Consider the following 25,080-nt stretch of genomic DNA (forward strand, 5'->3'; position numbering starts at 1 on the left):
CCGCCGATGGGTGCCGACGGGGTGCCGATTGAGTGTCGTGTCGATTGGTGCCGATGAGGAACGGGAAAGTGTCCGGATACGTGTCTACCTGCGCAGGCGTGCGGCTCCTAGTATGACGGCAAGAATGCGGCCGATCTTCGGCTTGAGCATGCAAGCGGCCCATCGGTGACGCGACATGCGGCACACCTACGCAATTGGAGGCTCGCGATGAACACTCTGGAATTCGACGCGTCGACGGTTTCGCACGGGCCGGCTCGTGCGGTTTCCGGCATCGAGGCAGGCGCACATCTCGTCAGCGAGCGCGACGGCTATGCGCATCACGGCATCTACGCAGGAGACGGACTGGTGATTCACTACGCCGGCTTCCATCGTTCCGCGCAACGGTGTCCAGTGGAATGCATCCCGTTGCGTCGCTTCGCGGCGAGCAAGGCCATCCGTATTCAGGCGGAACCGGATGCCGTCTATACGGGGATGGCCGTCGTCGAGCGCGCCAGGTCGCGCGTGGGCGAGGACCGCTACCGGCTGCTGACGAACAACTGCGAGCACTTCTGCAGCTGGTGCGTGCGCGGTGTCGGCCACAGCGAGCAGGTATGTCGCGGCTTGCGGCATCCGTGGCTCGGCATCCGGACGGTGTACGCGCTGATGAAGGGACGAGTAATGGACACTGTTTCGATCGCGGGCCGGCATGCGGCGCGCGCACTCAAGGCCGGCATGCCGGTGATCGTCGCGGGCACGTTGTCGGCATGCGTGAACTACGCGGGTATTCACGGCGATGCGGCGATGACCGATCCGCAGCAGTACGCGACGCAACAGAGCCTGCCGCTCGAGCAAGGACACTGGCCGACCGCGGATTGGGCCGACCAGTTCGGCGACGACCAGCTGAAGTCGTTGATCGACGAGGCACTCAAGACCAGCCCGACACTCGATCAGGCGCGTGCGCGCGTGGCGGCCGCGCAGGCCTACAGCGAATCCGCGCGAGCGGGAACGATGCCGCGCGTCGACGCCAGCTACGCGCTCACGCGTCAGCAGTTTTCCGGAACGGCGCTCGTGCCGCCGCCGTATGGCGGGTCATGGCAGACGGAGAACCGCGGCATCCTCGGCGCATCGTACGAGCTCGACCTGTGGGGCAAGAAGCGCGAGGCGCTGCGTGCGTCGGTGTCCGGCCTGCAGGCGAGCCGTGCCGACGCGGAAGCGGTCAGGCTGACGCTCACGACATCGATTGCGCGCACCTATAACGAGCTTGCCCGACTGTCCGTGCTGCATGACATCGCGCAACGGGAGATCGAGCGGCGCGAGCGGATCGATCGCATCGCCGCGGGCCGAATCGCGACGGGGCTCGACACGCAGGTCGAGCGCGAGACCGCCCGCGCGAATCTCGCGACGAGCCGTGCGTTGCTGACGTCGCTCGACGGGCGGATGCTCACGACGCGCTACCAGATCGCCGCATTGCTCGGCGCCGGCCCCGACCGCGGGCTGCGGATCGCGCGCCCGACGCTCGGCACCGGCAACGAGGTGCGCCTGCCCGACCATCTGCCCGCGGATCTCGTGAGCCGGCGCCCCGACATCGTTGCCGCACGGTGGCATGTCGACGCGCTCGCGCACGGCGTGAAGGAAGCGAAGGCCGAGTTCTATCCCGACATCAACCTGAGCGCCGCGATCGGGCTCGATGCGTTCGGTTTCGGGCGCTTCCTGACGGTGGCGAGCCGCACCGCGTCGGTCGGGCCTGCCATCCACCTGCCGATCTTCGACGCCGGTGCGCTCCGCGCGCAACTGAAGGGGCGCTACGCGGACTTCGATCTCGCCGTCGCGAGCTATAACCAGGCGCTCGTCACCGCGCTGAGCGAAGTCGCGACGCAACTCGCCGGTGTGCGTTCGACGGACGCACAGCTCGTCGATGCGCAGGCCGCGCAGCAGGCCGCGCTGAAGGCCGCCGCACTGGCGCTCGCGCAGTACAAGGCCGGCCTCACGAATCAACTGACGGTGTTGAACGCCGACGTCAACGCGCTTTCCGCCGAGCAGAGCGTCGCGAATCTGCGCATGGACCGCCGCGATCGCCAGATCGCGCTGGCGTCCGCGCTGGGCGGCGGCTTCGTCGACACGTCATTCACAGGCACGGGCGCAGCGGCACGTGCCGATGCGCGCGGATCGGCCGCGCCCGCTGTCGCCGCGCGCTGAGCGGCGATCCATCGAATCTGCCTGGAGAATGGAAATGAGCGAAATCAATCCGCCGGTGAGCAAGCCGGCCGACACCCCACGCATGAATCGTGACGCGTCGCCGTCCGGCGGCGACGATGTCGCAAGCGAAGACACGACGCGCCGCCGCCGGCTGCTGCTGGCGCTGCTCGGCGTGTCGGTCGTCGCGGCATCGGTCGCGTATGGCGCGTACTACCTGACGGTCGCGCGCTATCACGAATCGACCGACGACGCGTACGTCAGCGGCAATCTCGTGCAGCTGACGCCGCAGGTGGCCGGTACCGTCGTCGCTGTAAACGCCGACGATACGCAGATCGTGAAGGCGGGCGATCCCGTCGTCACGCTCGACGCCGCCGATGCGAAAGTCGCGCTCGGCAACGCCGAAGCGGCGCTGGGGCAGACCGTGCGGCAAGTGAGCAGTCTCTACGTGAACGACGAGCTGTATGCCGCGAACGTCGCGCAGAAGCAGTCCGATCTCGTCCGTGCCCAGGACGACCTGCGCCGCCGCGTGGCCGTCGCCGATACGGGCGCCGTGTCGGCCGAAGACATCGCGCACGCGCGCGACACGGTAGCGGCCGCGCGGGCCGCGCTCGACGCCGCCCGTCAGCAGGCGGCCGCCAACCGCGCATTGACCGCCCGCACGACGATCGATCGGCACCCGAACGTCCAGGCGGCCGCGTCGAAGGTGCGTGACGCGTATCTGGCATATGCGCGCAACGTGCTGCCCGCGCCCGTCACCGGCTATGTCGCGAAGCGTTCGGTTCAGGTCGGGCAGCGCGTGTCGCCCGGTACGCCGTTGATGGCGATCGTGCCGCTCGACGGCGTGTGGGTCGACGCGAACTACAAGGAAAGCCAGTTGCGCAACATGCGCATCGGTCAACCGGTCACGCTGACGGCCGACGTGTACGGCGCGAAGGTCAGGTATCACGGCCGCGTCGTCGGCTTCTCGGCGGGCACGGGCAGCGCCTTCGCCAGCCTGCCCGCGCAGAACGCGACGGGCAACTGGATCAAGATCGTTCAGCGCCTGCCCGCGCGCATCCAGCTCGATCCGGCGGAACTCGATGCGCATCCGCTGCGGATCGGACTGTCGATGGATGTCGACGTGGATACGCACGACGACACCGGGCCGCAGCTCGGCGCGGCGATGAACACGTCGTATCGCACCGACGTGTTTGCCGGATACGGCGCGCAGGCGGATGCCGAAATCGAGAAGATCATCGCGCAAAACGTCGTGGGCGAGCGTGCGGGATCGGCGGCGCATGCCGGCTCGCCGACGGCTTCCGCCACGCGCGATGCAAGCGACGCGCGCGACGCACGCGACGCACGCGACACCACGCGGCGCGCAAGCTGAATCGTCGACCCGGTGCGCGCCGTTGTCGCGTCCCGGTCGATTCAATCGTCCGACTGGCCGGATCGACACGCCGGCGCGGTCGCAACTTCAGACTGGAAGCGAGATGAATGCCTCAACGCAATCCGCACCGCCGCCGCTGACGGGCGGCAAGCTCGTCCTTGCGACCCTCGCGGTCGCGCTCGCGACGTTCATGAACGTGCTCGATTCATCGATCGCCAACGTCGCGATTCCGACCATCTCGGGCAACCTCGGCGTATCCGTCGACGAAGGCACGTGGGTGATCACGCTGTTCTCGGCGGCCAATGCCGTCGCGATCCCGCTGACGGGCTGGCTCACGCAGCGCGTCGGGCAGATCAGGCTGTTCGTGGCCGCGATCGTGCTGTTCGTGATCTCGTCGTGGCTGTGCGGCGTCGCGCCGAACCTGCTCGTGCTGCTCGCCGCACGTGTGTTGCAGGGCGCCGTCGCGGGGCCGCTGATTCCGCTGTCGCAAGCGATCCTGCTGGGTTCGTATCCGAAGGAGAAAAGCTCGACCGCGCTCGCGCTCTGGTCGATGACCGCGACGGTCGGCCCGATCGCCGGTCCCGCGCTGGGCGGCTGGATCACCGACAGCTACAGCTGGTCGTGGATCTTCTACATCAACATTCCGGTCGGCCTGTTCGCGGCGGGCGTGACGTGGATGATCTATCGCGACCGCGACACGCAGGCGCGCAAGCTCCCGATCGACAAGGTCGGCTTGCTGTCGCTGATCGTCTGGGTCGCGACGCTGCAGATCATGCTCGACAAGGGCAAGGATCTCGACTGGTTCAGCTCGCCCGTGATCTGTGCGCTTGCCGTGATCGCCGCAGTCAGCTTCGTGTTCTTCCTGATCTGGGAGTTCACGGAGCGCAACCCGATCGTCGACATACGCCTGTTCGCGGTACGCAATTTCCGTGGCGGCACGATCGCGATCTCGGTCGCGTACGCGGTGTTCTTCTCGAACCTCGTGATCCTGCCGCAATGGATCCAGGGCTATCTCGGCTATCGATCGGTGGACGCCGGGCTCGTGACGGCGCCGCTCGGGATCTTCGCCGTGCTGCTGGCGCCGTTGATGGCGAAGATCATGCCGAAGTCCGATGCGCGGGTGCTCGCGACGCTGGCCTTCGTCGGCTTTGCGGGCGTGTTCTTCATGCGCTCGCATTACACGACGGGCGTCGACCCATATACGCTGGTGCTGCCGACCCTGTTGCAGGGCATTCCGATGGCGCTCTTCTTTACGCCGCTGACCGCGATCATTCTGTCGGGCCTCACGCCCGACCGGATTCCGGCGGCCGCCGGACTGTCCAACTTCGTGCGGGTGTTCGCGGGCGGCGTCGGCACGTCGCTGATCGCGACCGGCTGGAACGACCGGACGATCCTGCATCATGCGCGGCTCGCCGAGCAATCGAGCGTGAACAACCCGGTCTACACGAGCGCCGTCGCGCAACTCCAGGCGACGCTCGGCGGCGGCGTGGATCAGGCCACGGCATTCTTCGAACGCACGCTGAACGCGCAGGCCGCGATGCTCGCGCTGAACGATATCTTCTGGGTGTCGTCGATCATCTTCATCGTCATCATTCCGCTGGTCTGGCTCACCAAGCCGGGCAAGGGCGGCGGCAGCGGGATGGCGGCCGGCGGGCACTGAGCGCGGCCGCCGGAATCGCGCGGCGACGGTCGTTCGCATGCCGCCGCGCCGGGATATGCCCGACGCGTGACGATCGATTTCGGCAGGGTGTCCGTCATTCTGTAAATGATGGATACCCTGCCGTCGCCTTTGGCGGGCTGGCGCGACGGCATCGTGGGACGAGCGGTGTTGCCCGCGCCCCGGCGACGGGCAGACGTGAGCCGTTGACGCGCTACAGCGCAATGACCGTGCGGCTCGACGGATCGCTGGCGCGTTCGCCGAGCAACGCTTTCAGGTCGCGCTCGATCGTGCTGCACAGCGTGGAAATGGGTACGTCGTTCGCGCCGCCCTCGAACGGGTTCTCGGTGCTTTCGCCCACCTGCTCGAGCGAGGTGTACATCCACGAAACGGCGACGCTGCACGGCACGACGAGCCAGACCATGTTGCCGTGCATGAAGCCGCTCACGCTGTCGTTCAGCCGGTTGAATTCGTTCAGAAGACCGAACGGAAGCGACAGGCAAAAGAACCGGACGAACAGCGAGCTGACGGTTGCGTACTGGCGCGGATACGGAAAGTTCTTGAACCGTTCCGAGCGGGCCTGGAGATCGATGAAGTCGCTGATCGTCCTTTGAAGCTCCATATAAAAATTCGAATTCAGATGGCCGGCCATGTGAAGCGTCCTGAGCGACGTGCCCTGCAGGCTCAGCACGAACGTGGCGACGGAAGCCGAGGCCAGCGCCTGTTCCGTTTCGGCCGGGGGCAGGTATTCCGGCAGCAATTCCCGAATGTCCTTTTCCCACTCCGGCACACGATAGAACCGGCGGTACTCTGCGTTGTAGCGTTTGCTCGTGCTTTCCCAGATCAGCGGGCGGCGCAGCTCGTATCGCAGCGCGGTCAGCCAGGCAAGGTGCCGATAGACCAGCTTGCGGGCGATCTCGTCGTCGCTGACGAAGTCGCGCGCGAGCTGGCCCCAGCGGCGGCTTTTGCTCAGGATCTCGGTCCAGGTTTCCAGCGCGTCCATGGCACGGTTGTAGGTCTGAACGTTCTTGAAGCCGACGATGAACGACGTCGCGGTGCCGAGCAGCGCCACGATCGTCAGCGGTATCGACAGCCACGTTACGGAGAAGCACTGATACAGAACAACGGGCACGGAACCGAAGATGAGCAGCTCGTAGATTTTCCAGCGTGTCCAGATCAGGAATTCCGAGAGTTTGTACGATTTCCCGAGATGCATGGTTGGCCTCGTCGTCGTATCAGTCGACGACGGTCACAATGTTGACGGTGCCGTGCCGGGCCATCTTTGCATACGGGCACAAGCGTTCCGCGGTACGCACCAGTTCTTCCGCGACGTTTCGATCGACGCCGGGCATCCGTACCCGGACGTCGACGATCAACGCGTAGCCGCCGTCCATCGGATCGCGGCCGAACGCAACCTGCACCTCCACGGCGGTATCGGGCGTCTCCAGTCCGGCGCGCGTCTCGAGCAGGTTGAGCGCGCCGTGGAAGCACGCAGCGAAGCCCGCCGCGAACAGCTGCTCCGGATTGGTCCCGGTGCCGGGCCCGCCGAACTCGGTGGGCAGGCGCAGATCGACGGCGAGATTGCCGTCGTCCGAGCGGGCCACGCCGGAGGCCCGGCCGTGTCCCGTCTCGCCGCCGGACACGGTGACGGTCGTGGTGTAAAGCGGTTGGAAATCCCGGCCGCGATACCGGTCGAGGAGCGAAAGCGGTGGGGCCTGCAGCTTGTTGTCATCCATGATGCGTGCTCGAATTCGGCCACGCGTTCCGAGCGTCGGTCATTCGATCGTCGAAACGTGCCGCGAAGAGGGCAGGACTGCCCGGGCAAATAGCGTCTTCAACGAATGACGGGCCCGGACGATGGCATGAGGAATGCGGTCATCGTCCGGTGCAGCCCGGTTCCGGGCCCGTCTGCGCGAGAAAGACGTTTCCATGCTAGAGGCGCGCACAGTAGGGCGGTATGGCCGTTCCGTGCGATTGTCTGTTTCCCGTTGGGCACCAATCGGACATCGATCGGGCGCCAATCCAGCATCGGCCGCGCATGTCGACGCGGCGCACGCAGTGCGTCAGCCGCCGAGGCACGCAAGGAGCGTCTGTGCGTGACGGTGCGCTTCGTCCGCGTCGGCGACGTTCGCGAACCCGATGATGAGGCCGCGCGGCGTTTGCTGCGTATGGCTGTTCGTGTACCAGATCGACAGCGGCAGGACCGCGAGCCCCGCGTCGCGCGCGCGTGCGGCGACGGCGACGTCGTCGACCGGCCCGTCGGGGCCGTCGGTGAACCGCACCGCGAACTGGATGCCGCCCACCGGCAGTTCGACGATCAGCCGCTTGCCGAACACCTGTCGCAACGCGTGCACGATCAGCATGCGGCGCTCGCCATACAGCGCGCGCATGCGCTTCAGGTGCCGGGCGAAGTGCCCCTGTTCGATGAAATCCGCGAGCGCCGCCTGCAGAAGCGTCGGCGAGCCGGCGTTCATGCTGCATGCGACGCGTTCGACGCGCTCCACAGCGCGTTCCGGCACGACCGCATACGCGAGCCGCAAGCCGGGATACATCGCCTTGCTGAAGGTACTGCAATAAATCACGTGATCGCGCCGGTCGAGACTCTTCAACGCCTGCAGCGGGCGGCCGACATAGCGAAACTCGCTGTCGTAGTCGTCCTCGACGATCCAGCCCGACGTCTTTTCGGCCCAGTCCAGCAGCGCGATGCGCCGCGACAGCGACAGCGTGTGGCCGAGCGGGCTCTGATGCGACGGCGTCACGAGCGCGAAGCGCGCGTGCGCATCGAGCTGCAGGCCGCGCTCGACGTCGATTCCCTGGGCATCGACCGGTACCGGGACGAGCTGCACGCCGGTCTCGGACAGGAAACTGCGCGCGAGGAGATAGCCGGGATCCTCGAACCACACGCGGTCGTTCGGACGCGCGAGACTGCGCAGCACGAGTTCCAGCGTCGCGCGGTAGCCGCTCGTGATGAACACCTGTTCGGGCACGCAGGTGATGCCGCGCGACAGCCCCAGGTAGGTGGCGATGTGCTCGCGCAGCGGCCGGTAGCCGGCCGGATTCGGGTAGCCGAGCAGCGCGCGGTCGGCGCTGCGCGCGCGCAGCGACACGAGCCGGTGCCATACCTTGCGCGGAAACGCGTCGAGTGCAGGCAGCCCCGGTTGCAACGGGTGCGGTTCGCCGCTCATCGCGACGGCGATCGGTTGCGCGCGCGGCGGCGGCGCGCTGTCGCGCGACATGCCCGGCGGCTGAAGCGAACCCGCGTGTTCGGCGCGCCGTGCCGGATCGTCGGCACGCGGCGGCGTCGCGCGCGTCACCGATTTCGGCAGCGACGGCGAGACGAACGTGCCGGCCGCGCCGCGCATCTGCAGATAACCCTCGTCGACGAGAATCGTGTACGCCTGTTCGACGGTGCCGCGCGCGGTGTTCAGCTGCGTCGCGAGGCCGCGCAGCGCGGGCACGCGATCGCCGGGACGCAGGTGGCCCGCGGCGATCGCGGTTCTGAACCGCTCGCAGATCTGCAGATAGATCGGCAACTGATGCTGCCGGTCGATTTCGATGGTCAGGGGGGAGGGTTGCTCAGACATGACGGTCTCGCGGATGACGGGGACAGGCACGGCATGGACCAGTCCGATCGACGATTCTTGGCACTGCTGGATAGGACATGATTCTTCCACAATTGCGCCAAGCGATGGACGGTCATCGCCGCGTTCACCCGATCCGGCAGCCGTCACGTCCCCGTCACATTCCACTGCAGTTCATTCGTCAGGAGATTTTGCGATGAAGATCGTCGTCATCGGCGGTTCGGGCCTGATCGGCTCGCGAGTCGTCACGCTGCTCGAGGAAGCCGGCCATCAGGCGCTCGCCGCATCGCCGCGCACCGGCGTCAATACCATCACGGGCGAAGGCCTGACCGACGCATTGACGGACGCGGACGTCGTCGTGGACGTCGCGAATGCGCCGTCATGGGAGCCGCAGGCGGTGCTCGATTTCTTCCGCACGTCGGCCCGCAATCTCGGCAAGGCCGAAGTGGCCGCGGGCGTGCGCCATCACGTCGCGCTGTCGATCGTCGGCTGCGATCGCATGCCGGAGAACGGCTATTTCCTGGCCAAGGTCGCGCAGGAGCAGGCGATCGAGGCGGCGGGCGTGCCGTACACGATCGTGCGCGCGACGCAGTTCATGGAATTCATCGGCGGCATCGCGGATGCCGGCACGGAAGACGGCACCGTGCGCATCGGCGACGGACTGTTCCAGCCGATCGCCGCGGAGGACGTGTCGGCCCTCGTCGCGCAGGCCGCGCTCGCCGGGCCGCAGAACGGCACGATCGAAATCGCGGGCCCGGATCGCGCGCCGTTCGCGGAGATCGTCGCGCGCTATCTGAAGTCGGTCGGCGATACGCGCGCGGTGGTGACCGATCGCGACGCCCGCTACTACGGCGGCCGCGTCGAGGCAACGTCGCTGGTGCCGCTCGGCGCGGCGCGGCTCGGGCGCATCGGCCTCGACGCGTGGCTGGCGGGACGCTGAATCACGTTCGCACGCAGGCGGTCGGCCGGCGCATGCCGGCGACGCGTCAATCCGTATGAGCAGCATGCTTGGGGGCAGCGGAAATGAATCATTCGGAAACATCGGAGCACGACGTTCGTCGCGACCTGGCCGGTCGGGCCGATGCGCTGTCGGCGAGCTTCGGTGCGAGCTATGCGGGCATCCTCGCGTTCGTTGCGGTGGCGAGCGAGGGGAGCTTCACGAAGGCCGCCGAACTGCTCGGCGTCGGGCGGCCGGCCGTGAGCCGCAACGTGCAGAAGCTGGAGGCGCAACTGAGTACGCGGCTGTTCCAGCGGACCACGCGCACGACCGAGCTGACGTGCGAGGGCCGGCGATTCTTCGAGAACTGCCATCAGGGCGTGGCGCAGATCGTCGAAGCGATGAACGACATGCTGGAGTTGCGGCAGGGGCCGCCGCGCGGCCTCATCCGCATCAGCTCGGCCGTGGAATTCGGCAGGAAGATCGTGGCGCCGCTGCTGGAGAAGTTCGCGGACGCCTATCCGGACATCATCATCGATCTGCTGCTCGACGACCGGCCCGTCGACCTGGTGTCCGAGCGGATCGACGTGTCGTTCCGCAACGGGCGCATCGAGGACTCCAGCATCATCGCCCGGCAACTGATTCCGATGCAGATGGCGCTCTGCGCGGCGCCGTCGTATGTGGCGGCGCACGGGCTCCCGCAACGCATCGAGGATCTCGACCGCCACGCGTGCATCAATTTCCGGTTCGCGAGCGGGCGCCTGTTCGAATGGGAATTCAACGTGGACGGCCGCGTGCAGAAGTACCTGCCGACGGCGCGCCGCACGTTCAACGACGCGGCCTTGGTGCTGCGTGCGGTGCTGAACGGATCGGGCATCGCGCAGATGGCCGGCTACCAGATCCGCGACCATCTCGCGTCGAACGAACTCGTCGTCGCGCTGGCGCAGCATGTGCCGCAGGATCGCGGCCACTACATCTGCTATCTGAGCCGGCAACACCTGCCGACGCGCATCCGGATCTTCGTCGACTTCATGACCGAGCAGATCCGCGCGCTCGACCTGAACTGCATGACGCGGTTCAATCCGGAGATTCCGGTGGATGCGGCGCAGGGGCTGGCTGCCTGACGATTCGAGATGGCTGGATGCGCGCCTCGGCGAGTCGACGCATCGCCGAATCGCGCCTGCCCGTCGATGCGCCGCGCCGGCCTAGAACGAATACGCCAATGACGCGAACAGGCTGCGCGGCGCGCCGGGCGTGACCCACAGGCTGTTGTACGAGCTGACGTAGTACGTGCGGTTGAACAGGTTGTTCAGCACGACCGACGCGCGCAGATGCTTGTTGACCTGCACGTAGCCGTTGAGCTGCACGGTCGCGTAGGCGGGCAGGTCGAAGCCGTCCTGCGTGTTCGCGGTGTTGCCCGCGCGGCGCCCGACGTAGATCACGCCCGCGCCCGCGCCGGCCTTGTCGACGAGCGGCAGCGCGGTTTCGTACATCAGCAGCGCGCTGCCGCTCAGGCGCGGAATGTCGACGAGGCGCGCGCCCGGCGTCAGGACGGTGTCGCGCGTGACCTGCGCGTCGACGTATGCGAGGTTGACGATGCCGCGCAAGCCGCGGCCCAGTTCGCCGTTCCATTCGAATTCGACGCCGCGGCTGCGTACTTCGCCGGCCGCACGCGAGAACCCGGCATTCGCCGGATCGGCGGTCAGCACGTTGCGCTTGTTCACGTAGAACGCGGCGACGGTCGCGAGCCAGCGCGTGCCGGCCCACTTCACGCCGGCTTCATAGCCGTGCCCCTTCTCGGGATCGAACGCGCGGCCGTTCGCGTCGGCGCCGTTGTTCGGCCGGAACGAGTACGCGGTGTTCGCATACAGCGACAGCGCGGGGCTGGCCTCGTACACGATGCCGAGCCGCGGGCTCAGCGCCGTTTGCAGCTGGCTCGTCGTCACGCCCTTCAGGCGATTCTCGACCGACTGGTGAAAGCGGTCCCAGCGCAGCCCGGCGAGCACTTTCCAGTGCGGCCCGAACGCGAGCGTGTCCTGCGCGTACAGGCCCTGGCCGTCGTCGCGCTCGAGCAGGTTCGTCGCGGTGCGCGGCACGGGCGCCGGCTGGCCGTACACCGGATCGAAGATGTCGATCGCATACGGCGCCGCGGCCGTCGGCGTCGAGCGCGCGACGAACTGGTCGTAGTTGAAGCGATACGCATCGACGCCCATCACGAACGCATGGTCGATGGCGCCCGTGCGGGCCTTGCCGGCCACTTCGACGCGCCCCTGCACGTCGTTCGAGTGAAACGCGACCTGCCGGTAGCGGCGCCACAGCGTGCGGCCGTCCGGCTGCAGCGCGAACGCTTCGGACGAGCGGCCGGACAGGTCGGTGTCGCGCTGCGCGAAGCCGGCGTTGACCGACCAGTCGGCATTGAAGCGATGTTCGAGCGTGAACTGGTGCCCCGAGTTGCGCACGTCGTAGTCGCCGTCGCGCGGCTCGCCCATGAACCTCGACGCCGGCACCGCGCCGAGCTGCCCGCCGACCGCGACCACGCCGCGATCGAGCGGCGCGCGCTGGCGCGCGGTCTCGAATTCGTAGTGGAGCGTCGTGTCGGCGCCGATATCCCAGGTGAACGACGGCGCGAACAGGTAGCGCTTGCTCGACACCGTGTCGCGGAAGCTGCCGTTGTCCTCGTTCATCGCGATGAAGCGGTACGCGAGCGACTGCGTGACGGGGCCGGTCGAATCGAGCGTCTCGCGCAGCGCGCCGTAGCTGCCGGCCGACACGCCGATCGTGTTCGAGCGCTTGAACTGCGGCTGCTTCGTCGTGTAGCTGATGAGCCCGCCGGGGTCGCCGCGGCCGTACAGCGCGGACGCGGGGCCCTTGAGGACTTCCATGCGCTCGAGCGTCGCGGTGTCGCGCGGCACGCTGATGCCGCGATTCCACGAGAAGCCGTTGACGAGGTAGTCGGTGCCGGACGTGTTGCCGTCGCCGGCAAAGCCGCGCACCGCATAGTTGTCCCACAGCCCGCCGAAGTTGTTCTGCCGCGCGACGCCGGCGACCCAGTCGTACAGGTCTTCACCGCGGGTGGCGGCCACGGTCTGGATCAGTTTCGTATCGACGCTGCTGACCGCGAACGGAATCTCCATCACGTCCGCCTCGGTGCGCGTCGCGCTCGTCGAGTCGGGTGCGCGAAACGGTGCCTTCGTGCGCTGCGCCGAGATTTCGACGGCCGGAAGCACCAACTCCTGCGCATTGGCGACGTTCAGCCCGACCGTGCCGACGGCGATGGCCATCGGTGCGGCCGCCCAGTTCTTTCTGCTCATACCCGTCCCTGAGAAATTGGTTCGCGTTCGGGCACCACGAGCCGCGTTGCGCCGGCATCCGTGTTCCAAACGGTACATTTGCGCGCCGGAATTTAATGCAAATGAGAGTTATTTTCAATCGTAAGTTTGCGGTTGTTGTGTCCGGGTTGAATCGCGCGGCGACGCCCATCGACATGATTGGCGGATCGGCGCGCGGCGCAGCACCGTGCCGGCCTCGCGGCTGACGGTCGGCCTGCAATGCGGCGGGTCCGACGGTGACTCGGGGATGACCGCGCATCCCGCGCTCGGCGCGGCCGTCGATCTGCTGATTCGCAACGGCGGCACGGCGATCCTGTCCGAGACGCTGGAAATCTACGGCGCGGAGCATCTGCTGGTCGCGCGCGCGGCCTCGCGCGACGTGGCCGGTCGTCTGGTCGACAGGCTGCAGGAGGGGAGCGCTACGTCGCCGACAACGGCGGAGAAATGAACGACAACCCGTCGCCCGGCAATATCGCGGGCGGCATCAGCACGATTCTCGACAAGTCGCTCGGCGCGGCCTGACGTGCCGACCGGCTCGCCGGCGTGCCCGGGAATGGCGTTCGAATATCTGATGCCCCGGCGCCGGCGAGGCCGTATCCGTCACTGCGACGGCCGGCGCGGGGCCGTGCAGCGACCGGCACACCGCACACCGCACACCGCACACCGCACACCGCACACCGCACACCGCACACCGCACACCGCACACCGCACGTGCGGGTCATCGTTCACCGGGGCGGCCGGCGACAGGCGGCGCTGGAACGGCGCATGCCGCCCCGGCGCGGCCATGCGCGGTCGTCATGCACCGAGCAGGCCGCGTGCGGCGAGGTTCGCATACAGGGCGCGCACGCCGAAGGTCCACGGCGCGATCTCCGTGCACAGCCGCACGGTGTTGACGAGTGCGCCGAGGGCCGGCGTGGAGATGGCGACGCGGTCGCCGAGGTGGTGCGTGAATCCGCCGCCGGGCGCGTCGCGATCCTGGATCGGCGAGAACATCGTGCCCAGGAACAGCATGAAGCCGTCGGGGTACTGATGATGCGTGCCGCACGTCTGCGCGACGAGGTCGGCCGGGTCGCGGCTGATCTCGCGCATGTGGCTGACGCCATCGAGGACGAAGCCGTCGTCCGCGCCTTCGACGCGCAGCGACACGCTGGCCTGCCGCACGCTGTCGAGCGTGAAGCCGTCGTCGAACAGCCGCACGAACGGGCCGATCGCGCACGACCCGTTGTTGTCCTTGCATTTGCCGAGGAGCAGCGCCGAGCGGCCTTCGATGTCGCGCAGGTTCACGTCGTTGCCGAGCGTGGCGCCCACCGGCCTGCCGTCGCTGCTGACCGCCAGCACGATTTCCGGTTCCGGGTTGTTCCACACCGACGCCGGCAGCAGGCCGACGTCCGCGCCGAAGCCCACCGCGGACATGGGCTGCGATTTCGAGAACACCTCGGCGTCGGGGCCGATGCCGACTTCCATGTATTGCGACCACGCGCCGCGGCGCTCGAGTTCCGCCTTCAGACGCATGGCGGCCGCCGAACCGGGCACGATCCTCGACAGGTCGGTGCCGATCGTCGCGGCGATGGTTTCGCGCACGTCCTTCGCCCGGGCCGGATCGCCGCCGGCCTGTTCCTCGATCACGCGCTCGATCAGGCTGACCGCAAAGGTGACGCCGCAAGCCTTGATGGCCTGCACGTCGCACGGCGCGAGCAGGCGCATCGCGCCGGACGTGCCGTCGAGTGCCGCCTGCAGCAACGGCTCGACGCGGCCGAGCGATTCGCCGGGGGCGGTGCGCGCGATGTCGATGGCGTCGGGGCGGTCGAACAGGTCCGCGGTGGTCGGCACGGTGCGGGTGAGGTCGAACACCTCGCCGCCGCGCACGGCGACGACGCTCGGGCCCGCGTGGGCACCGTCGTGCCGCCAGACGCGGCCGATCAGCAGGGCCTGGGCAAGGTCGTGCGGCAGGCAGTCGGAAACGGAAGGAGTACGCATGATCAGCTCGGCAAGAGTCGTGGACGGTGGGTTCAGTGCGAATGGCGCGGGTTGCCGCGCTGCTCGATGACTTTCAGGTAGAGCGTGGCCGGTTCGAGGCAGCCGCCGGTGGACAACTGGCCCACGAACCGGCGATAGAGTTCCTGCCACGGCGTCTGCGCCTGCGGCACGGTGAAGCTCGCCGTCTCGCGGCGGCGCGCGAGTTCGTCTTCATCGACGAGCACGTCGACGCTGCGGCGATTCAGGTCCACGCGCACGCGGTCGTTCGTGCGCAGCAGGGCCAGGCCGCCGCCGACCGCCGCCTCCGGCGACATGTTCAGGATCGACGGGCTGGCCGACGTGCCGCTCTGGCGTCCGTCGCCCATGCAGGGCAGCGACGTCACGCCACGCTTTACCAGGTCGGCGGGCGGCGCCATGTTGACGACTTCCGAACTGCCCGGGTAGCCGACCGTGCCGCAGCCGCGAATCACCAGGATGCAGCGTTCGTCGATGGCGAGCGCGGGATCGTTGATGCGGGCGTGGTAGTCCTCGGGGCCGTCGAAGACGATCGCGCGTGCCTCGAAGGTATTCTCCGCGCCCGGCTCGGCAAGGTAGGTCTGGCGGAAGGCGTCGCCCACCACCGACATCTTCATGATCGCGCTGTCGAAGAAGTTGCCCGACAGCACCATGAAGCCGGCGCCATGCTTGAGCGGCGCGTCGGGGGTACGGATCACGTCGCGGTCGGCGTCCTGCGCGGTGTCGGCAATGTCGCCGATCGTGCGGCCGGACACGGTCATGCAGTCCCGCCGCAGCAGGGCGGCCGCATCGAGCTGGCGCAGCACCGCGGGCACGCCGCCGGCGCGATGGAAGCTTTCCCCGAGATATTCGCCGGCCGGCATGCAATTGACGAGCAGCGGCACGGATTCGCCGCAGCGCTGCCAGTCGTCCAGGCTCAGTTCCACGCCCATATGGCGCGCAATGGCGATGAGATGCGGCGGGCAGTTGGTCGATGCACCGAGCGCGGAGGCGACGACGATGGCATTCTCGAACGCCGCGCGCGTCATGATCGACGACGGGCGCAGGTCTTCGCGAACGAGTTCGACCGCGCGCCTGCCCGTGGCGTAAGCCATCTGGCCGCGCTCGCGGTACGCGGCGGGAATGCTCGCGCAGCCCGGCAGCGACATGCCCAGCGCCTCGGCCAGGCTGTTCATCGACAGCGCCGTGCCCATGGTGTTGCAGTGGCCGATCGACGGCGACGATGCCGTCGTCAGCTGCATGAAGCCTTCGTAGTCGATCTCGCCGGCGGCGAGCAGGTTGCGGGCGTGCCAGATGACCGTGCCCGAGCCGACGCGCTTGCCCTCGTGCCAGCCGTCGAGCATCGGTCCGCCGGACAGCACGATGGCGGGCATGTCCACGGTGGCCGCGGCCATCAGGCAGGCGGGCGTGGTCTTGTCGCAGCCGGTCGTCAGGACCACGCCGTCCAGCGGAAAGCCGTGCAGCACTTCCACCAGCCCCAGGTAGGCGAGGTTGCGGTCGAGTGCGGCGGTGGGCCGGCGACTCTGCTCGGCCAGCGGATGCACGGGGAATTCCATCGGAATGCCGCCCGCGTCGCGGATGCCCGCCCGGGTGCGCTCGGCCAGTTCGAGATGGTGGCGGTTGCACGGCGCCAGGTCGCTGCCCGTCTGCGCGATGCCGATGATGGGGCGACCCGACTGCAGCTCCTCGCGCGTCAGTCCGTAGTTCATGAAGCGCTCGACGTAGAGCGCGGTCATGTCTGCATGCGCGGGGTCGTCGAACCATTCCTGGCTGCGCAGACGGCGAGGGGGGTGTGACATGGCGGGGTGTCTCCGAATGGGGCCGCATTGCGTTTTGCGTGCCGGATAGTTACCGGTAACATTGCAGGGGATGTTAGCACGGCGGTTTTGCGTTACGGAAGGGGGATGTGTATCGGAGCAGGCGTGGAACGACACGATGCGCTTCCATGAAGTCGCAACATGCCGCGTCGCGATTCGTCCGGCCTCGCGCGCGCCGGCAGGCCTGGCCGGCGGCGCCGTCAGGCGCTTTCGCGCGCGACGATCGCGTAGTCGATGCGGATGCGCCGCGGTTCGCCCGGTGCGCCGCCATCGCGGGCCCGCAGCGCCGCCAGCAAGGCCTCGCCCGTGTGCAGGCCGATGCCGTACGCATCGACCGATACCGTGGTGATGGTGGGGTGGCAGCAGGTCGCCACCTCGAAGTTTCCGAAGCCGGCGACGGCGATGTCCGCGGGCACCGACAGCCCGCGCCGGTGACATTCCATGATCGCGCCGAACGCCGACATGTCGCTCACGCACAGCACGGCATCGGTGTCCGGCCACTGCTCCAGCAGTGCGGCCATCGCGGGGCCGCCGTGGCTCATGGTGATCGGCGATTCACCGAGCCGCACGACGCGCGGCTCGCCCAGTTTCAGCGCGTTGATCTCCGCCTGATATCCCTTGAGGCGGTCCAGGCCGCGGCGGTCGAGTTCACTCGCGCCGCCGAGAAAGCCGATGCGCCGGTAACCGCGCCCGGCCAGGTGCCGCACCATCGCACGCGCGGCGCGCACGTTCGAGAAACCCACGGCGGTGTCGATCGGACGCGTGGGCAGGTCCCACATCTCGACCACGGGAATGGCGGAGCGTTCGAGCACCTTGCGCGTCGCATCGGTGTGCTGCGCGCCCGTCAGCGCGATGCAGCGCGGCTGGTGACGCAGCATGGAGCGCACCAGCCGTTCTTCACGTTCGAGGTCGTAGTCGGTATCGCCGAGCAGCAGTTGCAGGCCATGCGGTTCGAGCGCATCGGTCAGGCCGCGCACGGTGTCCGAGAAGTTGGAGCTCGACAGCGACGGCACCAGCACCGCGACGAATTCCGAGCGCCCCGACGACAGCGCGCCTGCGGCCGCGTCGGCCACGTAGCCGAGCTGCTCGATGGCCCGGCAGACCCGTTCGCGCGTGTCGGCGGCCACGCTATGGCCGGCGAGTACGCGCGATACGGTCATCTTCGATACGCCGGCCAGGCGTGCGACATCGGACATGCGGGGCGGTCCGGCGGGCCGGACGGCGGTGGGGCTGGGCATCGGAATCGAGATCGGGAGAAGCCTGTGAAGGCTACATCATACCGGTGCCGGATGCCGTGCAGGCCGGCCGCCGCGCGCCCGTCGGCACGACGCCCGTATTAGGGAAAGCACTTGCGGGCCAGGCCTTGAAGCGCCATGTCCCGGCATGCTACGTTCGTGTTTGTTACCGGTATCAGAGCGCCGGTGGCGTCCGTCGTCCCGTCGGCGGATTTTTTTGCCTGAGAATGTTATCGGTAACATAAGCCGTGCCAGCGGACCTGCCGATACGAACAAGACCGACACAATCAGGAGACGAACGGATGCCATCCATCACGCAGACCGCTGCCGCGCCGGCCGCGGCCGACTTGTCCGAAGACGCCGTCTATCGCAGGGTGATGCGGCGCATCCTGCCGTTGCTGCTGCTGTGCTACGTGGTGGCGTACCTGGACCGCGTCAACGTGGGCTTCGCCAAGCTGCAGATGCTCGATGACCTGAGCCTGAGCGACAGCGTCTACGCGCTCGGCGCCAGCGTTTTCTTCTGGGGTTATTTCCTGTTCGAGATGCCCAGCAACCTGCTGCTGCACCGCTACGGCGCGCGCTTCTGGATTGCACGGATCATGATCACGTGGGGCATCGTGTCGTCGTCGATGGCCTTCATCGTGCCCCTCGCGCAGTTCTTCCACGTGCAGACATCCACGATGTTCTACTCGTTGCGCTTTCTGCTCGGCCTGTGTGAAGCCGGCTTCTTCCCCGGCGTCATCCTGTACATGAACTACTGGTTTCCGGCGCGCCGCCAGAGCGTGGCCATGTCGGGCTTCCTGGTGGCGATCCCGCTGAGCCTGACGCTGGGCAGCGTGCTGTCCGGCTGGCTGATGGAGCAGACGCACGGCTTGTCCGGCATGAGCGGCTGGCAATGGATGCTGCTGCTCGAAGGCCTGCCGTCGATCGTGGTGGCGTTCATCGTGCTGGCCTGCCTCGGCGATGGCCCGCAGTCGGCGAACTGGCTGTCCGCCGAGGAAAAGGCGATGCTGTCGCGCAACCTCGAACGCGAGGCCGCGCACAAGTCGCACAGCGTCGGCGCCGCGCTGCGCAGCCCGCGCGTCTGGCTGCTCACCTTCGTCCTGCTGACGTTCAATACCGGCTTCTACGGGCTGGCCTTCTGGCTGCCGTCGATCATCCGGGCCTCGGGCGTGCGGAGCCCGCTGCATATCGGCCTGCTGACGGCGATTCCGTATCTGACGGCCATCTTTGCGATGGTGTGGAATGCATCGCACTCGCGCAAGACCGGCGAACGCCGCCTGCACGCGGCCATTCCCGCGCTGATCGGCGGCGTCGGCCTGATCCTGAGCGCGGCGTGCGCGCACAACGTGGCGCTGTCGATCCTGTTCCTGACCATCGCCACCTGCGGCATCCTGGCGCTGATGCCGATCTACTGGACCTTTCCCGGCCAGATCCTGTCCGGCACCGCGGCCGCCGCCGGGATCGCGCTGATCAATTCGGTGGGCAACCTGTCCGGCTTCACGGGCTCGATGATTACCGGCATCGCGAAGGAAATGACCGGCAACATCAACAACGGTACTTATGCGCTGGGCGCCTGCCTGCTGGTCAGCTGCGTGCTGATCCTGTCGATTCCGCGCAGCATCCTGGTTCCGCCGGCGGAACGTTAGGCATCCTTCGCTTGCCGGCACGCCCGGTCGCGCGCGCCAGCCTGAATCCCGGCAGCGCGTGGCAGCCGGGCCGGCAATCCACACCTGCCGACGCGACGCGCATCCGGATCTTCGTCGACTGCATGACCGGGCAGATCCGCGTACGCGAGCGGCGCTCGCATGACGCGGTTCAGTCTGGAAGTTCCGGCGATGGCGATGGCGATGGCGATGGCGGAGACGGCGGCTCGGCCGTCGTGTTGACGCAGCGGCACGCGCGTTCGTCCGCAATCCAGTCGCCGAACAGCTGGATCTTCTGCTGCTGTTCGGACCCGCCCGGATACGCGAAGTAATAGCCCATCCCCGTCGGCAACGATACGTCGAACGGCATCACGAGCCGGTGCGCGGCCACGCTCTCGTCCACCAGCGTCCGGTCGCCGATCGCGATGCCGTAACCGTCGATCGCCGCGTGTGTGGCGAGATCCAGCGTCTCGAAGCTCAACCCGCGCGTCGAGTCGACGTGCGGCGCGCCCGCATGGTCGAGCCACCGCTTCCAGTCGCGGTGATCGCGCGTCGGATGCAGCAGCGTATGACGGAGCAGGTCGTCGAGACTCGCGAGCGGTTGCCGGTCCAGCAGGCTCGGCGCACAGACGGGCGTAAGCCGTTCTTCGAACAGCGGGATCGCATGCATGTCGGGGCCGGCGCCGGGCGCGTAGATCACCGCGGCATCGAACGGTTCCATCCGGAAATCGACGTGATGCTCCCAGGTGGTCGTGATCTGCACCTGGAGTTCGGGATGCTCGGCCTGGAACCGCATGATGCGCGGCAGCATCCACTGCATCATGCAGGTCGGCACCTTCAGCGCGAGCTCGGTGCGCCTGCGTGACAGGCGCATCGATACCTCCTCGATGCGCGCAAAGCTTTCGCGCACCGTCGGCAACAGGAGCTCGCCCTCGGCCGTCAGCGTCAGCCCTTTGGGCGTGCGCTTGAACAGCGGAAACTGATAGAAGCTTTCGAGCGCGAGGATTTGCCGGCTCACGGCGCCCTGGGTCAGGCACAGGTGCCCGGCGGCGCGCGTGAAGCTGCCGTGACGCGCGACGACGTCGAAGACCTGCAGCGCATTGAGGGAAGGCAGTCGTTTCATCGGGAGCATCGGCGTGGAACGGGCGGCGGCGCGGGATCGCTCAGTGCAGGATTTTCGCGAGGAAGTCCTTCGCGCGATCCGACTTCGGATTCGAGAAGAAATCGTCCTTGCGGTCGTCCTCGACGATCGCGCCCTTGTCCATGAAGATCACGCGATGGGCGACCTTCTTCGCGAAGCCCATCTCGTGCGTGACGACCATCATCGTCATCCCTTCCTGCGCGAGTTCGACCATCACGTCGAGCACTTCGTTGATCATCTCGGGATCGAGCGCGGACGTCGGCTCGTCGAACAGCATCGCGATCGGGTCCATCGACAGTGCGCGCGCGATCGCGACCCGCTGCTGCTGGCCACCCGACAGCTGGCCCGGAAACTTGTGCGCATGCGCCTTCAGGCCGACGCGATCGAGCAGCTTCATGCCCTTCTCGTTCGCCTCGTCCTTGCCGCGGCCGAGCACCTTGACCTGCGCGAGCGTCAGGTTCTCGGTGATCGACAGGTGCGGGAACAGCTCGAAATGCTGGAACACCATCCCGACCTTCGAGCGCAGCGTCGACAGGTTCGTCTTCCTGTCGCCGACCGACTGGCTGTTCACGAGGATCTCGCCCTGCTGGAATGGCTCGAGGCCGTTCACGGTCTTGATCAGCGTCGACTTGCCCGAGCCGGACGGGCCGCAGACGACGACCACCTCGCCTTTCTTGACCTCGGTCGTGCAATCGGCGAGGACCTGAAACTGGCCGTACCACTTGGAAACGTTGCTGATGGAAATCATGAAAGTCCCTGCATCGTAATGAGGCGCGCGCGGCGCCGGTTCAGCGCGCCTTCGCGACGCGATAGCGGCGCTCGAGCGTGCGGGCATACCACGTCAGCGGGAAGCACATCGCGAAGTACAGCAGCGCGACCATCGCATAGATCGGAAACGGCTTGAATACCGCGTTGGTGATGATGTTGCCGGTCTTGGTCAGTTCGGTCAGCCCGATGATCGACGTGAGCGCGGTGCTCTTCACCGCCTGCACGAGGAAACCGACGGTCGGCGCGAGCGCGATCTTCCACGCCTGCGGCCACACCACGTAGCGCAGCCGCTGGGTCCACGTCATGCCGAGGCTGGCCGCCGCGTGCCACTGGCCGTGCGGGACCGCGTCGACGCAGCCGCGCCAGATGTCGGCCAGACAGGCGCTGGCGTTCAGCGTCAGCACGACCGACGCCGCGACCCACGGCGTCACGTCGATGCCGACCAGCGGCAATCCGAAGAAGCCGAGGAACAGTTGCATCAGCAACGGTGTGCCCTGGAACACTTCGATGTACAGGATCACGAAGCGGCGCAGCGCCGGCACGGGCGAGATGCGCATCGCAAGCAGCGCGAACCCGGCGAGGCCGCCGCCGCCGAACGTGATCAGCGACAGCAGCACGGTCCAGCGTGCGGCGAGCAGCAGGTTCCATGCAATATCCTGGAAAGTGAATTCGATCATCGCGCACGTTCCGTCGGCAGGTGGGTTTCAGGGGAGCGGGCGCGCCACGCGAAGCGGGCAATCCGCGTGCGCAGCGGAGCGGCAGCCGCGCCGTGGCGCGTGCGGCCGGCGAACAGACGCCGGCCGACGCGATTGAGCAGCATGCGCAGCGCGATCGACAGCAGCAGGTAGATCGCGGTCACGACGATGTAGATCTCGAACGCGCGGAAATTGCGCGACTGGATGAAGTTGGCCGCGTAGGTCAGGTCGGGCACCGAGATCTGCGACACGACTGCCGAGCCAAGCATCACGATCAGGACCTGCCCGAGCAGCGCGGGGTACACGTTCGCGAGCGCCTGCGGCAGCACGACGTGGCCGAACACCTGCCGGCCGTGCAGCCCGAGCGCCCGCGCGGCCTGCACTTGCCCGTGCGGCACCGATTCGATCCCGGCGCGCAGGATCTCGACCGCATAGGCGCCCAGGTTGACCGTCATCGCGAGCACGGCCGCCTGCGCTTCGTCGAGGTGTACGCCGAGCGCGGGCAGCCCGAAGAAGATGAAGAACAACTGGACCAGGAACGGCGTATTGCGGATCAGCTCGACGTAGGCAACGACGAGCGCGCGCGCCCAGCGCGGGCCGGCGAGCGCGATCCACGCGCCGCCGGTGCCGAGCAGGCCGCCGAGCACGGTCGCGGCCGCGGTCAGGCCGAGCGTCACGCCGACGCCGCGCGCGAGCATGCCGGCGTAGAGACCGAAATCGCTGAAGTCGAACACGTAGGTCATCGCGATGCCTTGGGTCGAGCGTGCGGGGCGAAGGTGCTGCGCATCACAGATCGGCCGGCAGGGCCGCGTGCAGCCACTTCTGCGACAGGGTGTTCAGCGCGCCGTTCTGCTTCGCGCCGGCGATCGCGTCGTTGACCTTCTGCATCAGGCGCGGCTCGTTCTTGTTCAGGCCGACGTGGTCGGGCGAGCTGAACAGCGAGAACTTCTGTTCCGGATCGATCGACGGATGACGCGCGATGATCGTTGCGCCGACGTCGTTGCCGACCACCAGCAGTTGCGCCTGTCCCGACAGGAACGCCGCGATCGCGCCGTTCGGGTCGTCGAAGCGCTTGATCGTCGTGCTCGGCGGCGCGACCTTGCTGACGCTCAGGTCCTCGAGCGTGCCGCGCGCGACCGCGACCGATTTGCCGGCGAGATCGGCGTTGCCCTTCACGGCGAGCGACTTCGGGCCGAACACCGCGAGGTAGTACGGTGCATACGCGTTCGAGAAGTCGATCACCTTCGCGCGCTCCGGCGTCTGTCCGACCGACAGCAGCATGTCGGTCTTGCGGTCGGCGAGATACGCCATCCGGTTGTCGCCGGTGACCTGCACGAGTTCGACCTTCGCGTTGAGCGCCTTGCCGATCAGGTTCGCCATGTCGATGTCGTAGCCCTGCGGCTTCATGTCGGGGCCGATCGAACCGAACGGCGGGTAGTCCTCGAACACGCCGATGCGCACGACGCCCGATTTGGCGATCGTGTCGAGCGCGTCGGCGTGCGCGAGCGGGGTGACGGCGGCCACGCCGGCGGCGCAGGCGCAGAGGAGGGCGGTGCGGGCGAGCAGGCGTCGCACGAGGCGGTTGGCTTGGGTCGATGCGTTCATGGTGAGATCCTTGTTGCTGCGTTGGGGAACGAAAGGAAAGTCAGGCGCCGCGTGCGGCGATCAGCTTGCATGCGTGTGCCGGCAGTTCGGCGGCAACCGGCATGCCGACGTGCAGGTCGGGCGTCTCGCGCGGCGTCGTCGCGGCCGTCAGCGTGAAGCCGCGGCAATCGATGGTTGCCTCGATCGATGCGCCGACGTCGCGCACGAACGTGATCGTGCCGGCGAGCGTGTTTGGCGCGAACGGCGCGGTCGAGCCCGGGCGCACGCATACGTCCTCGGGACGAATCAGCAGGCGCACAGCGTCGGGTGCGCGTGGCGTGTCCGGCACGCGCCCGATCGAGAGGCGCTGTCCGCCCGGCAGGACGATCGCGTCGTCGCCGTCGCGCGCGACCGGCAGGATGTTGCCGAGGCCGATGAAGTCGGCGACGAATTCGTTGACCGGATCGCGATAGATGTCGAGCGGCCGGCCGACCTGCTGGATCCGGCCTTTCTCCATCACGACGATCTCGTCGGCCATCGTCATCGCTTCGCGCTGGTCGTGCGTGACCATGATCGTCGTGATGCCGAGCCGTTGCTGGAGCAGCCGGATCTCGACCTGCATCGCCTCGCGCAGCTTCGCGTCGAGCGCCGACAGCGGCTCGTCGAGCAGCAGCAGGCGCGGCGACGACGCGATCGCGCGCGCGATCGCGACGCGCTGGCGCTGCCCGCCCGACAGCTGCGTGACGAGCCGGTCGGCCATGTGCGGCAGCTGGATCAGCTCCAGCAGCTCGGCGACGCGCTGCGCCTGCGCGGCCCGCGCCGTCTTGCGCAGCCGCAGCGGGTACGCGATGTTCTGCGCGACCGTCATGTGCGGAAACAGCGCGAGCGACTGGAACACCATCCCGAAGTCGCGCCGGTTGGCCGGCACGTGCGTGAGGTCGCGGCCGGCGAACGTCACCGTGCCGGAGGTCGGCGTGTCGAGGCCGGCGATGATCCGCATCAGCGTGGTCTTGCCGCAGCCGGACGGGCCGAGGAAGCAGACGAGCTTGCCGTCCGGCACCGACAGGTCGACGTGATCGACCGCATACGCCTGATTAAAGCGCTTGGTCACGTTCTGGAGGATGAGCTGGGTCATGACGGTTCCTTGCATGGGC

At 67.6% G+C, this 25,080-nt stretch carries 19 protein-coding genes and 1 pseudogene; 7 read left to right on the forward strand and 13 right to left on the reverse strand.

The annotated features are described in order from the left end of the window. The first annotated feature begins 207 nt into the window (after positions 1–207). From U4Y91_RS02905 to U4Y91_RS02915, 3 genes are all read left to right on the forward strand, one after another. Positions 208–2,175, forward strand: a complete 1,968-nt coding sequence (locus U4Y91_RS02905; protein ID WP_321803204.1) for an efflux transporter outer membrane subunit — start codon at positions 208–210, stop codon at positions 2,173–2,175. An 82-nt stretch (positions 2,176–2,257) separates the two neighbouring features. Beyond that, positions 2,258–3,544, forward strand: a complete 1,287-nt coding sequence (locus U4Y91_RS02910; protein WP_321803760.1) for an HlyD family efflux transporter periplasmic adaptor subunit — start codon at positions 2,258–2,260, stop codon at positions 3,542–3,544. A gap of 103 nt (positions 3,545–3,647) precedes the next feature. Further along, positions 3,648–5,204 (forward strand): DHA2 family efflux MFS transporter permease subunit, encoded by a 1,557-nt coding sequence (locus tag U4Y91_RS02915; protein ID WP_321803205.1) that lies wholly within the window; start codon positions 3,648–3,650, stop codon positions 5,202–5,204. 211 nt (positions 5,205–5,415) lie between these two features. Here the strand turns inward: U4Y91_RS02915 and U4Y91_RS02920 are convergent, their stop codons facing one another. The 3 genes from U4Y91_RS02920 to U4Y91_RS02930 form a co-directional block, all read right to left on the reverse strand. Continuing rightward, entirely contained in the window at positions 5,416–6,417 is a 1,002-nt protein-coding gene (locus U4Y91_RS02920; protein ID WP_321803206.1) for a bestrophin family protein, read from the reverse strand. A 19-nt stretch (positions 6,418–6,436) separates the two neighbouring features. Then, a complete protein-coding gene (locus U4Y91_RS02925; protein ID WP_321803208.1) occupies positions 6,437–6,937 on the reverse strand; it encodes an Ohr family peroxiredoxin in 501 nt (166 codons plus the stop codon). Positions 6,938–7,264: 327 nt separating this feature from the next. Beyond that, positions 7,265–8,785: a PLP-dependent aminotransferase family protein gene (locus U4Y91_RS02930; protein WP_321803209.1), complete on the reverse strand. Its 1,521-nt coding sequence runs from the start codon at positions 8,783–8,785 to the stop codon at positions 7,265–7,267. Between the two features lie 193 nt (positions 8,786–8,978). Here U4Y91_RS02930 and U4Y91_RS02935 point away from each other — a divergent pair, with 193 nt between their 5' ends. Both U4Y91_RS02935 and U4Y91_RS02940 read left to right on the forward strand, forming a co-directional pair. Further along, entirely contained in the window at positions 8,979–9,722 is a 744-nt protein-coding gene (locus U4Y91_RS02935; RefSeq protein ID WP_044848713.1) for an SDR family oxidoreductase, read from the forward strand. 83 nt (positions 9,723–9,805) lie between these two features. After that, positions 9,806–10,843, forward strand: a complete 1,038-nt coding sequence (locus U4Y91_RS02940) for a LysR family transcriptional regulator (RefSeq protein WP_321803210.1) — start codon at positions 9,806–9,808, stop codon at positions 10,841–10,843. An 81-nt stretch (positions 10,844–10,924) separates the two neighbouring features. Here U4Y91_RS02940 and U4Y91_RS02945 read toward each other — a convergent pair whose 3' ends face one another. Further along, the gene (locus U4Y91_RS02945) at positions 10,925–13,030 is read right to left on the reverse strand and encodes a TonB-dependent receptor (RefSeq protein ID WP_321803212.1); all 2,106 of its coding nucleotides are present in this window, start codon (positions 13,028–13,030) and stop codon (positions 10,925–10,927) included. Positions 13,031–13,226: 196 nt separating this feature from the next. Between U4Y91_RS02945 and U4Y91_RS02950 the strand changes: the two are divergent. Next, positions 13,227–13,564 (forward strand): annotated as a pseudogene (locus tag U4Y91_RS02950) (altronate dehydratase); the annotation flags it as partial. A 279-nt stretch (positions 13,565–13,843) separates the two neighbouring features. Here U4Y91_RS02950 and U4Y91_RS02955 read toward each other — a convergent pair. From U4Y91_RS02955 to U4Y91_RS02965, 3 genes are all read right to left on the reverse strand, one after another. Further along, positions 13,844–15,025: a fumarylacetoacetate hydrolase family protein gene (locus tag U4Y91_RS02955; protein ID WP_321803213.1), complete on the reverse strand. Its 1,182-nt coding sequence runs from the start codon at positions 15,023–15,025 to the stop codon at positions 13,844–13,846. Between the two features lie 32 nt (positions 15,026–15,057). After that, positions 15,058–16,839 carry an IlvD/Edd family dehydratase gene (locus U4Y91_RS02960; protein WP_321803761.1) on the reverse strand — a complete coding sequence of 594 codons (1,782 nt, stop codon included), beginning with the start codon at positions 16,837–16,839 and terminating at the stop codon, positions 15,058–15,060. 218 nt (positions 16,840–17,057) lie between these two features. Then, entirely contained in the window at positions 17,058–18,095 is a 1,038-nt protein-coding gene (locus tag U4Y91_RS02965) for a LacI family DNA-binding transcriptional regulator (RefSeq protein ID WP_321803215.1), read from the reverse strand. A gap of 299 nt (positions 18,096–18,394) precedes the next feature. On the opposite strand from U4Y91_RS02965, the gene U4Y91_RS02970 reads away from it, so the two are divergent. Further along, positions 18,395–19,741 carry an MFS transporter gene (locus U4Y91_RS02970; RefSeq protein ID WP_321803217.1) on the forward strand — a complete coding sequence of 449 codons (1,347 nt, stop codon included), beginning with the start codon at positions 18,395–18,397 and terminating at the stop codon, positions 19,739–19,741. Between the two features lie 169 nt (positions 19,742–19,910). Here U4Y91_RS02970 and U4Y91_RS02975 read toward each other — a convergent pair whose 3' ends face one another. Genes U4Y91_RS02975 through U4Y91_RS03000 form a run of 6 tightly spaced genes read right to left on the reverse strand, consistent with a single transcriptional unit; the run spans position 19,911 to position 25,061 of the window. Then, positions 19,911–20,861, reverse strand: a complete 951-nt coding sequence (locus U4Y91_RS02975) for a LysR substrate-binding domain-containing protein (RefSeq protein WP_321803218.1) — start codon at positions 20,859–20,861, stop codon at positions 19,911–19,913. 40 nt (positions 20,862–20,901) lie between these two features. After that, positions 20,902–21,627 (reverse strand): amino acid ABC transporter ATP-binding protein, encoded by a 726-nt coding sequence (locus U4Y91_RS02980; protein WP_321803219.1) that lies wholly within the window; start codon positions 21,625–21,627, stop codon positions 20,902–20,904. Positions 21,628–21,667: 40 nt separating this feature from the next. Further along, positions 21,668–22,324 (reverse strand): amino acid ABC transporter permease, encoded by a 657-nt coding sequence (locus tag U4Y91_RS02985; protein ID WP_321803220.1) that lies wholly within the window; start codon positions 22,322–22,324, stop codon positions 21,668–21,670. Then, positions 22,321–23,085, reverse strand: a complete 765-nt coding sequence (locus U4Y91_RS02990) for an amino acid ABC transporter permease (protein WP_321803221.1) — start codon at positions 23,083–23,085, stop codon at positions 22,321–22,323. Before U4Y91_RS02990 ends, U4Y91_RS02985 begins: the two co-directional genes overlap by 4 nt. Positions 23,086–23,128: 43 nt before the next feature. Then, positions 23,129–23,947, reverse strand: a complete 819-nt coding sequence (locus tag U4Y91_RS02995) for a transporter substrate-binding domain-containing protein (RefSeq protein WP_321803222.1) — start codon at positions 23,945–23,947, stop codon at positions 23,129–23,131. Positions 23,948–23,987: 40 nt separating this feature from the next. Then, positions 23,988–25,061: an ABC transporter ATP-binding protein gene (locus U4Y91_RS03000; protein WP_321803223.1), complete on the reverse strand. Its 1,074-nt coding sequence runs from the start codon at positions 25,059–25,061 to the stop codon at positions 23,988–23,990. Between the last annotated feature and the right edge of the window lie 19 nt (positions 25,062–25,080).

It is taken from the genome of Burkholderia sp. BCC1993, assembly GCF_905339865.1.
In the GTDB taxonomy this organism is placed as follows: domain Bacteria; phylum Pseudomonadota; class Gammaproteobacteria; order Burkholderiales; family Burkholderiaceae; genus Burkholderia.

What these genes read in the sequence shown, in the direction of transcription:
- U4Y91_RS02905 (WP_321803204.1), top strand. Translation starts at nt 208, where the DNA reads ATGAACACTCTGGAATTCGACGCGTCGACGGTTTCGCACGGGCCGGCT.
- U4Y91_RS02910 (WP_321803760.1), top strand. Translation starts at nt 2,258, where the DNA reads ATGAATCGTGACGCGTCGCCGTCCGGCGGCGACGATGTCGCAAGCGAA.
- U4Y91_RS02915 (WP_321803205.1), top strand. Translation starts at nt 3,648, where the DNA reads ATGAATGCCTCAACGCAATCCGCACCGCCGCCGCTGACGGGCGGCAAG.
- U4Y91_RS02920 (WP_321803206.1), bottom strand. Translation starts at nt 6,417, where the DNA reads ATGCATCTCGGGAAATCGTACAAACTCTCGGAATTCCTGATCTGGACA.
- U4Y91_RS02925 (WP_321803208.1), bottom strand. Translation starts at nt 6,937, where the DNA reads ATGGATGACAACAAGCTGCAGGCCCCACCGCTTTCGCTCCTCGACCGG.
- U4Y91_RS02930 (WP_321803209.1), bottom strand. Translation starts at nt 8,785, where the DNA reads ATGTCTGAGCAACCCTCCCCCCTGACCATCGAAATCGACCGGCAGCAT.
- U4Y91_RS02935 (WP_044848713.1), top strand. Translation starts at nt 8,979, where the DNA reads ATGAAGATCGTCGTCATCGGCGGTTCGGGCCTGATCGGCTCGCGAGTC.
- U4Y91_RS02940 (WP_321803210.1), top strand. Translation starts at nt 9,806, where the DNA reads ATGAATCATTCGGAAACATCGGAGCACGACGTTCGTCGCGACCTGGCC.
- U4Y91_RS02945 (WP_321803212.1), bottom strand. Translation starts at nt 13,030, where the DNA reads ATGAGCAGAAAGAACTGGGCGGCCGCACCGATGGCCATCGCCGTCGGC.
- U4Y91_RS02955 (WP_321803213.1), bottom strand. Translation starts at nt 15,025, where the DNA reads ATGCGTACTCCTTCCGTTTCCGACTGCCTGCCGCACGACCTTGCCCAG.
- U4Y91_RS02960 (WP_321803761.1), bottom strand. Translation starts at nt 16,839, where the DNA reads ATGTCACACCCCCCTCGCCGTCTGCGCAGCCAGGAATGGTTCGACGAC.
- U4Y91_RS02965 (WP_321803215.1), bottom strand. Translation starts at nt 18,095, where the DNA reads ATGCCCAGCCCCACCGCCGTCCGGCCCGCCGGACCGCCCCGCATGTCC.
- U4Y91_RS02970 (WP_321803217.1), top strand. Translation starts at nt 18,395, where the DNA reads ATGCCATCCATCACGCAGACCGCTGCCGCGCCGGCCGCGGCCGACTTG.
- U4Y91_RS02975 (WP_321803218.1), bottom strand. Translation starts at nt 20,861, where the DNA reads ATGAAACGACTGCCTTCCCTCAATGCGCTGCAGGTCTTCGACGTCGTC.
- U4Y91_RS02980 (WP_321803219.1), bottom strand. Translation starts at nt 21,627, where the DNA reads ATGATTTCCATCAGCAACGTTTCCAAGTGGTACGGCCAGTTTCAGGTC.
- U4Y91_RS02985 (WP_321803220.1), bottom strand. Translation starts at nt 22,324, where the DNA reads ATGATCGAATTCACTTTCCAGGATATTGCATGGAACCTGCTGCTCGCC.
- U4Y91_RS02990 (WP_321803221.1), bottom strand. Translation starts at nt 23,085, where the DNA reads ATGACCTACGTGTTCGACTTCAGCGATTTCGGTCTCTACGCCGGCATG.
- U4Y91_RS02995 (WP_321803222.1), bottom strand. Translation starts at nt 23,947, where the DNA reads ATGAACGCATCGACCCAAGCCAACCGCCTCGTGCGACGCCTGCTCGCC.
- U4Y91_RS03000 (WP_321803223.1), bottom strand. Translation starts at nt 25,061, where the DNA reads ATGACCCAGCTCATCCTCCAGAACGTGACCAAGCGCTTTAATCAGGCG.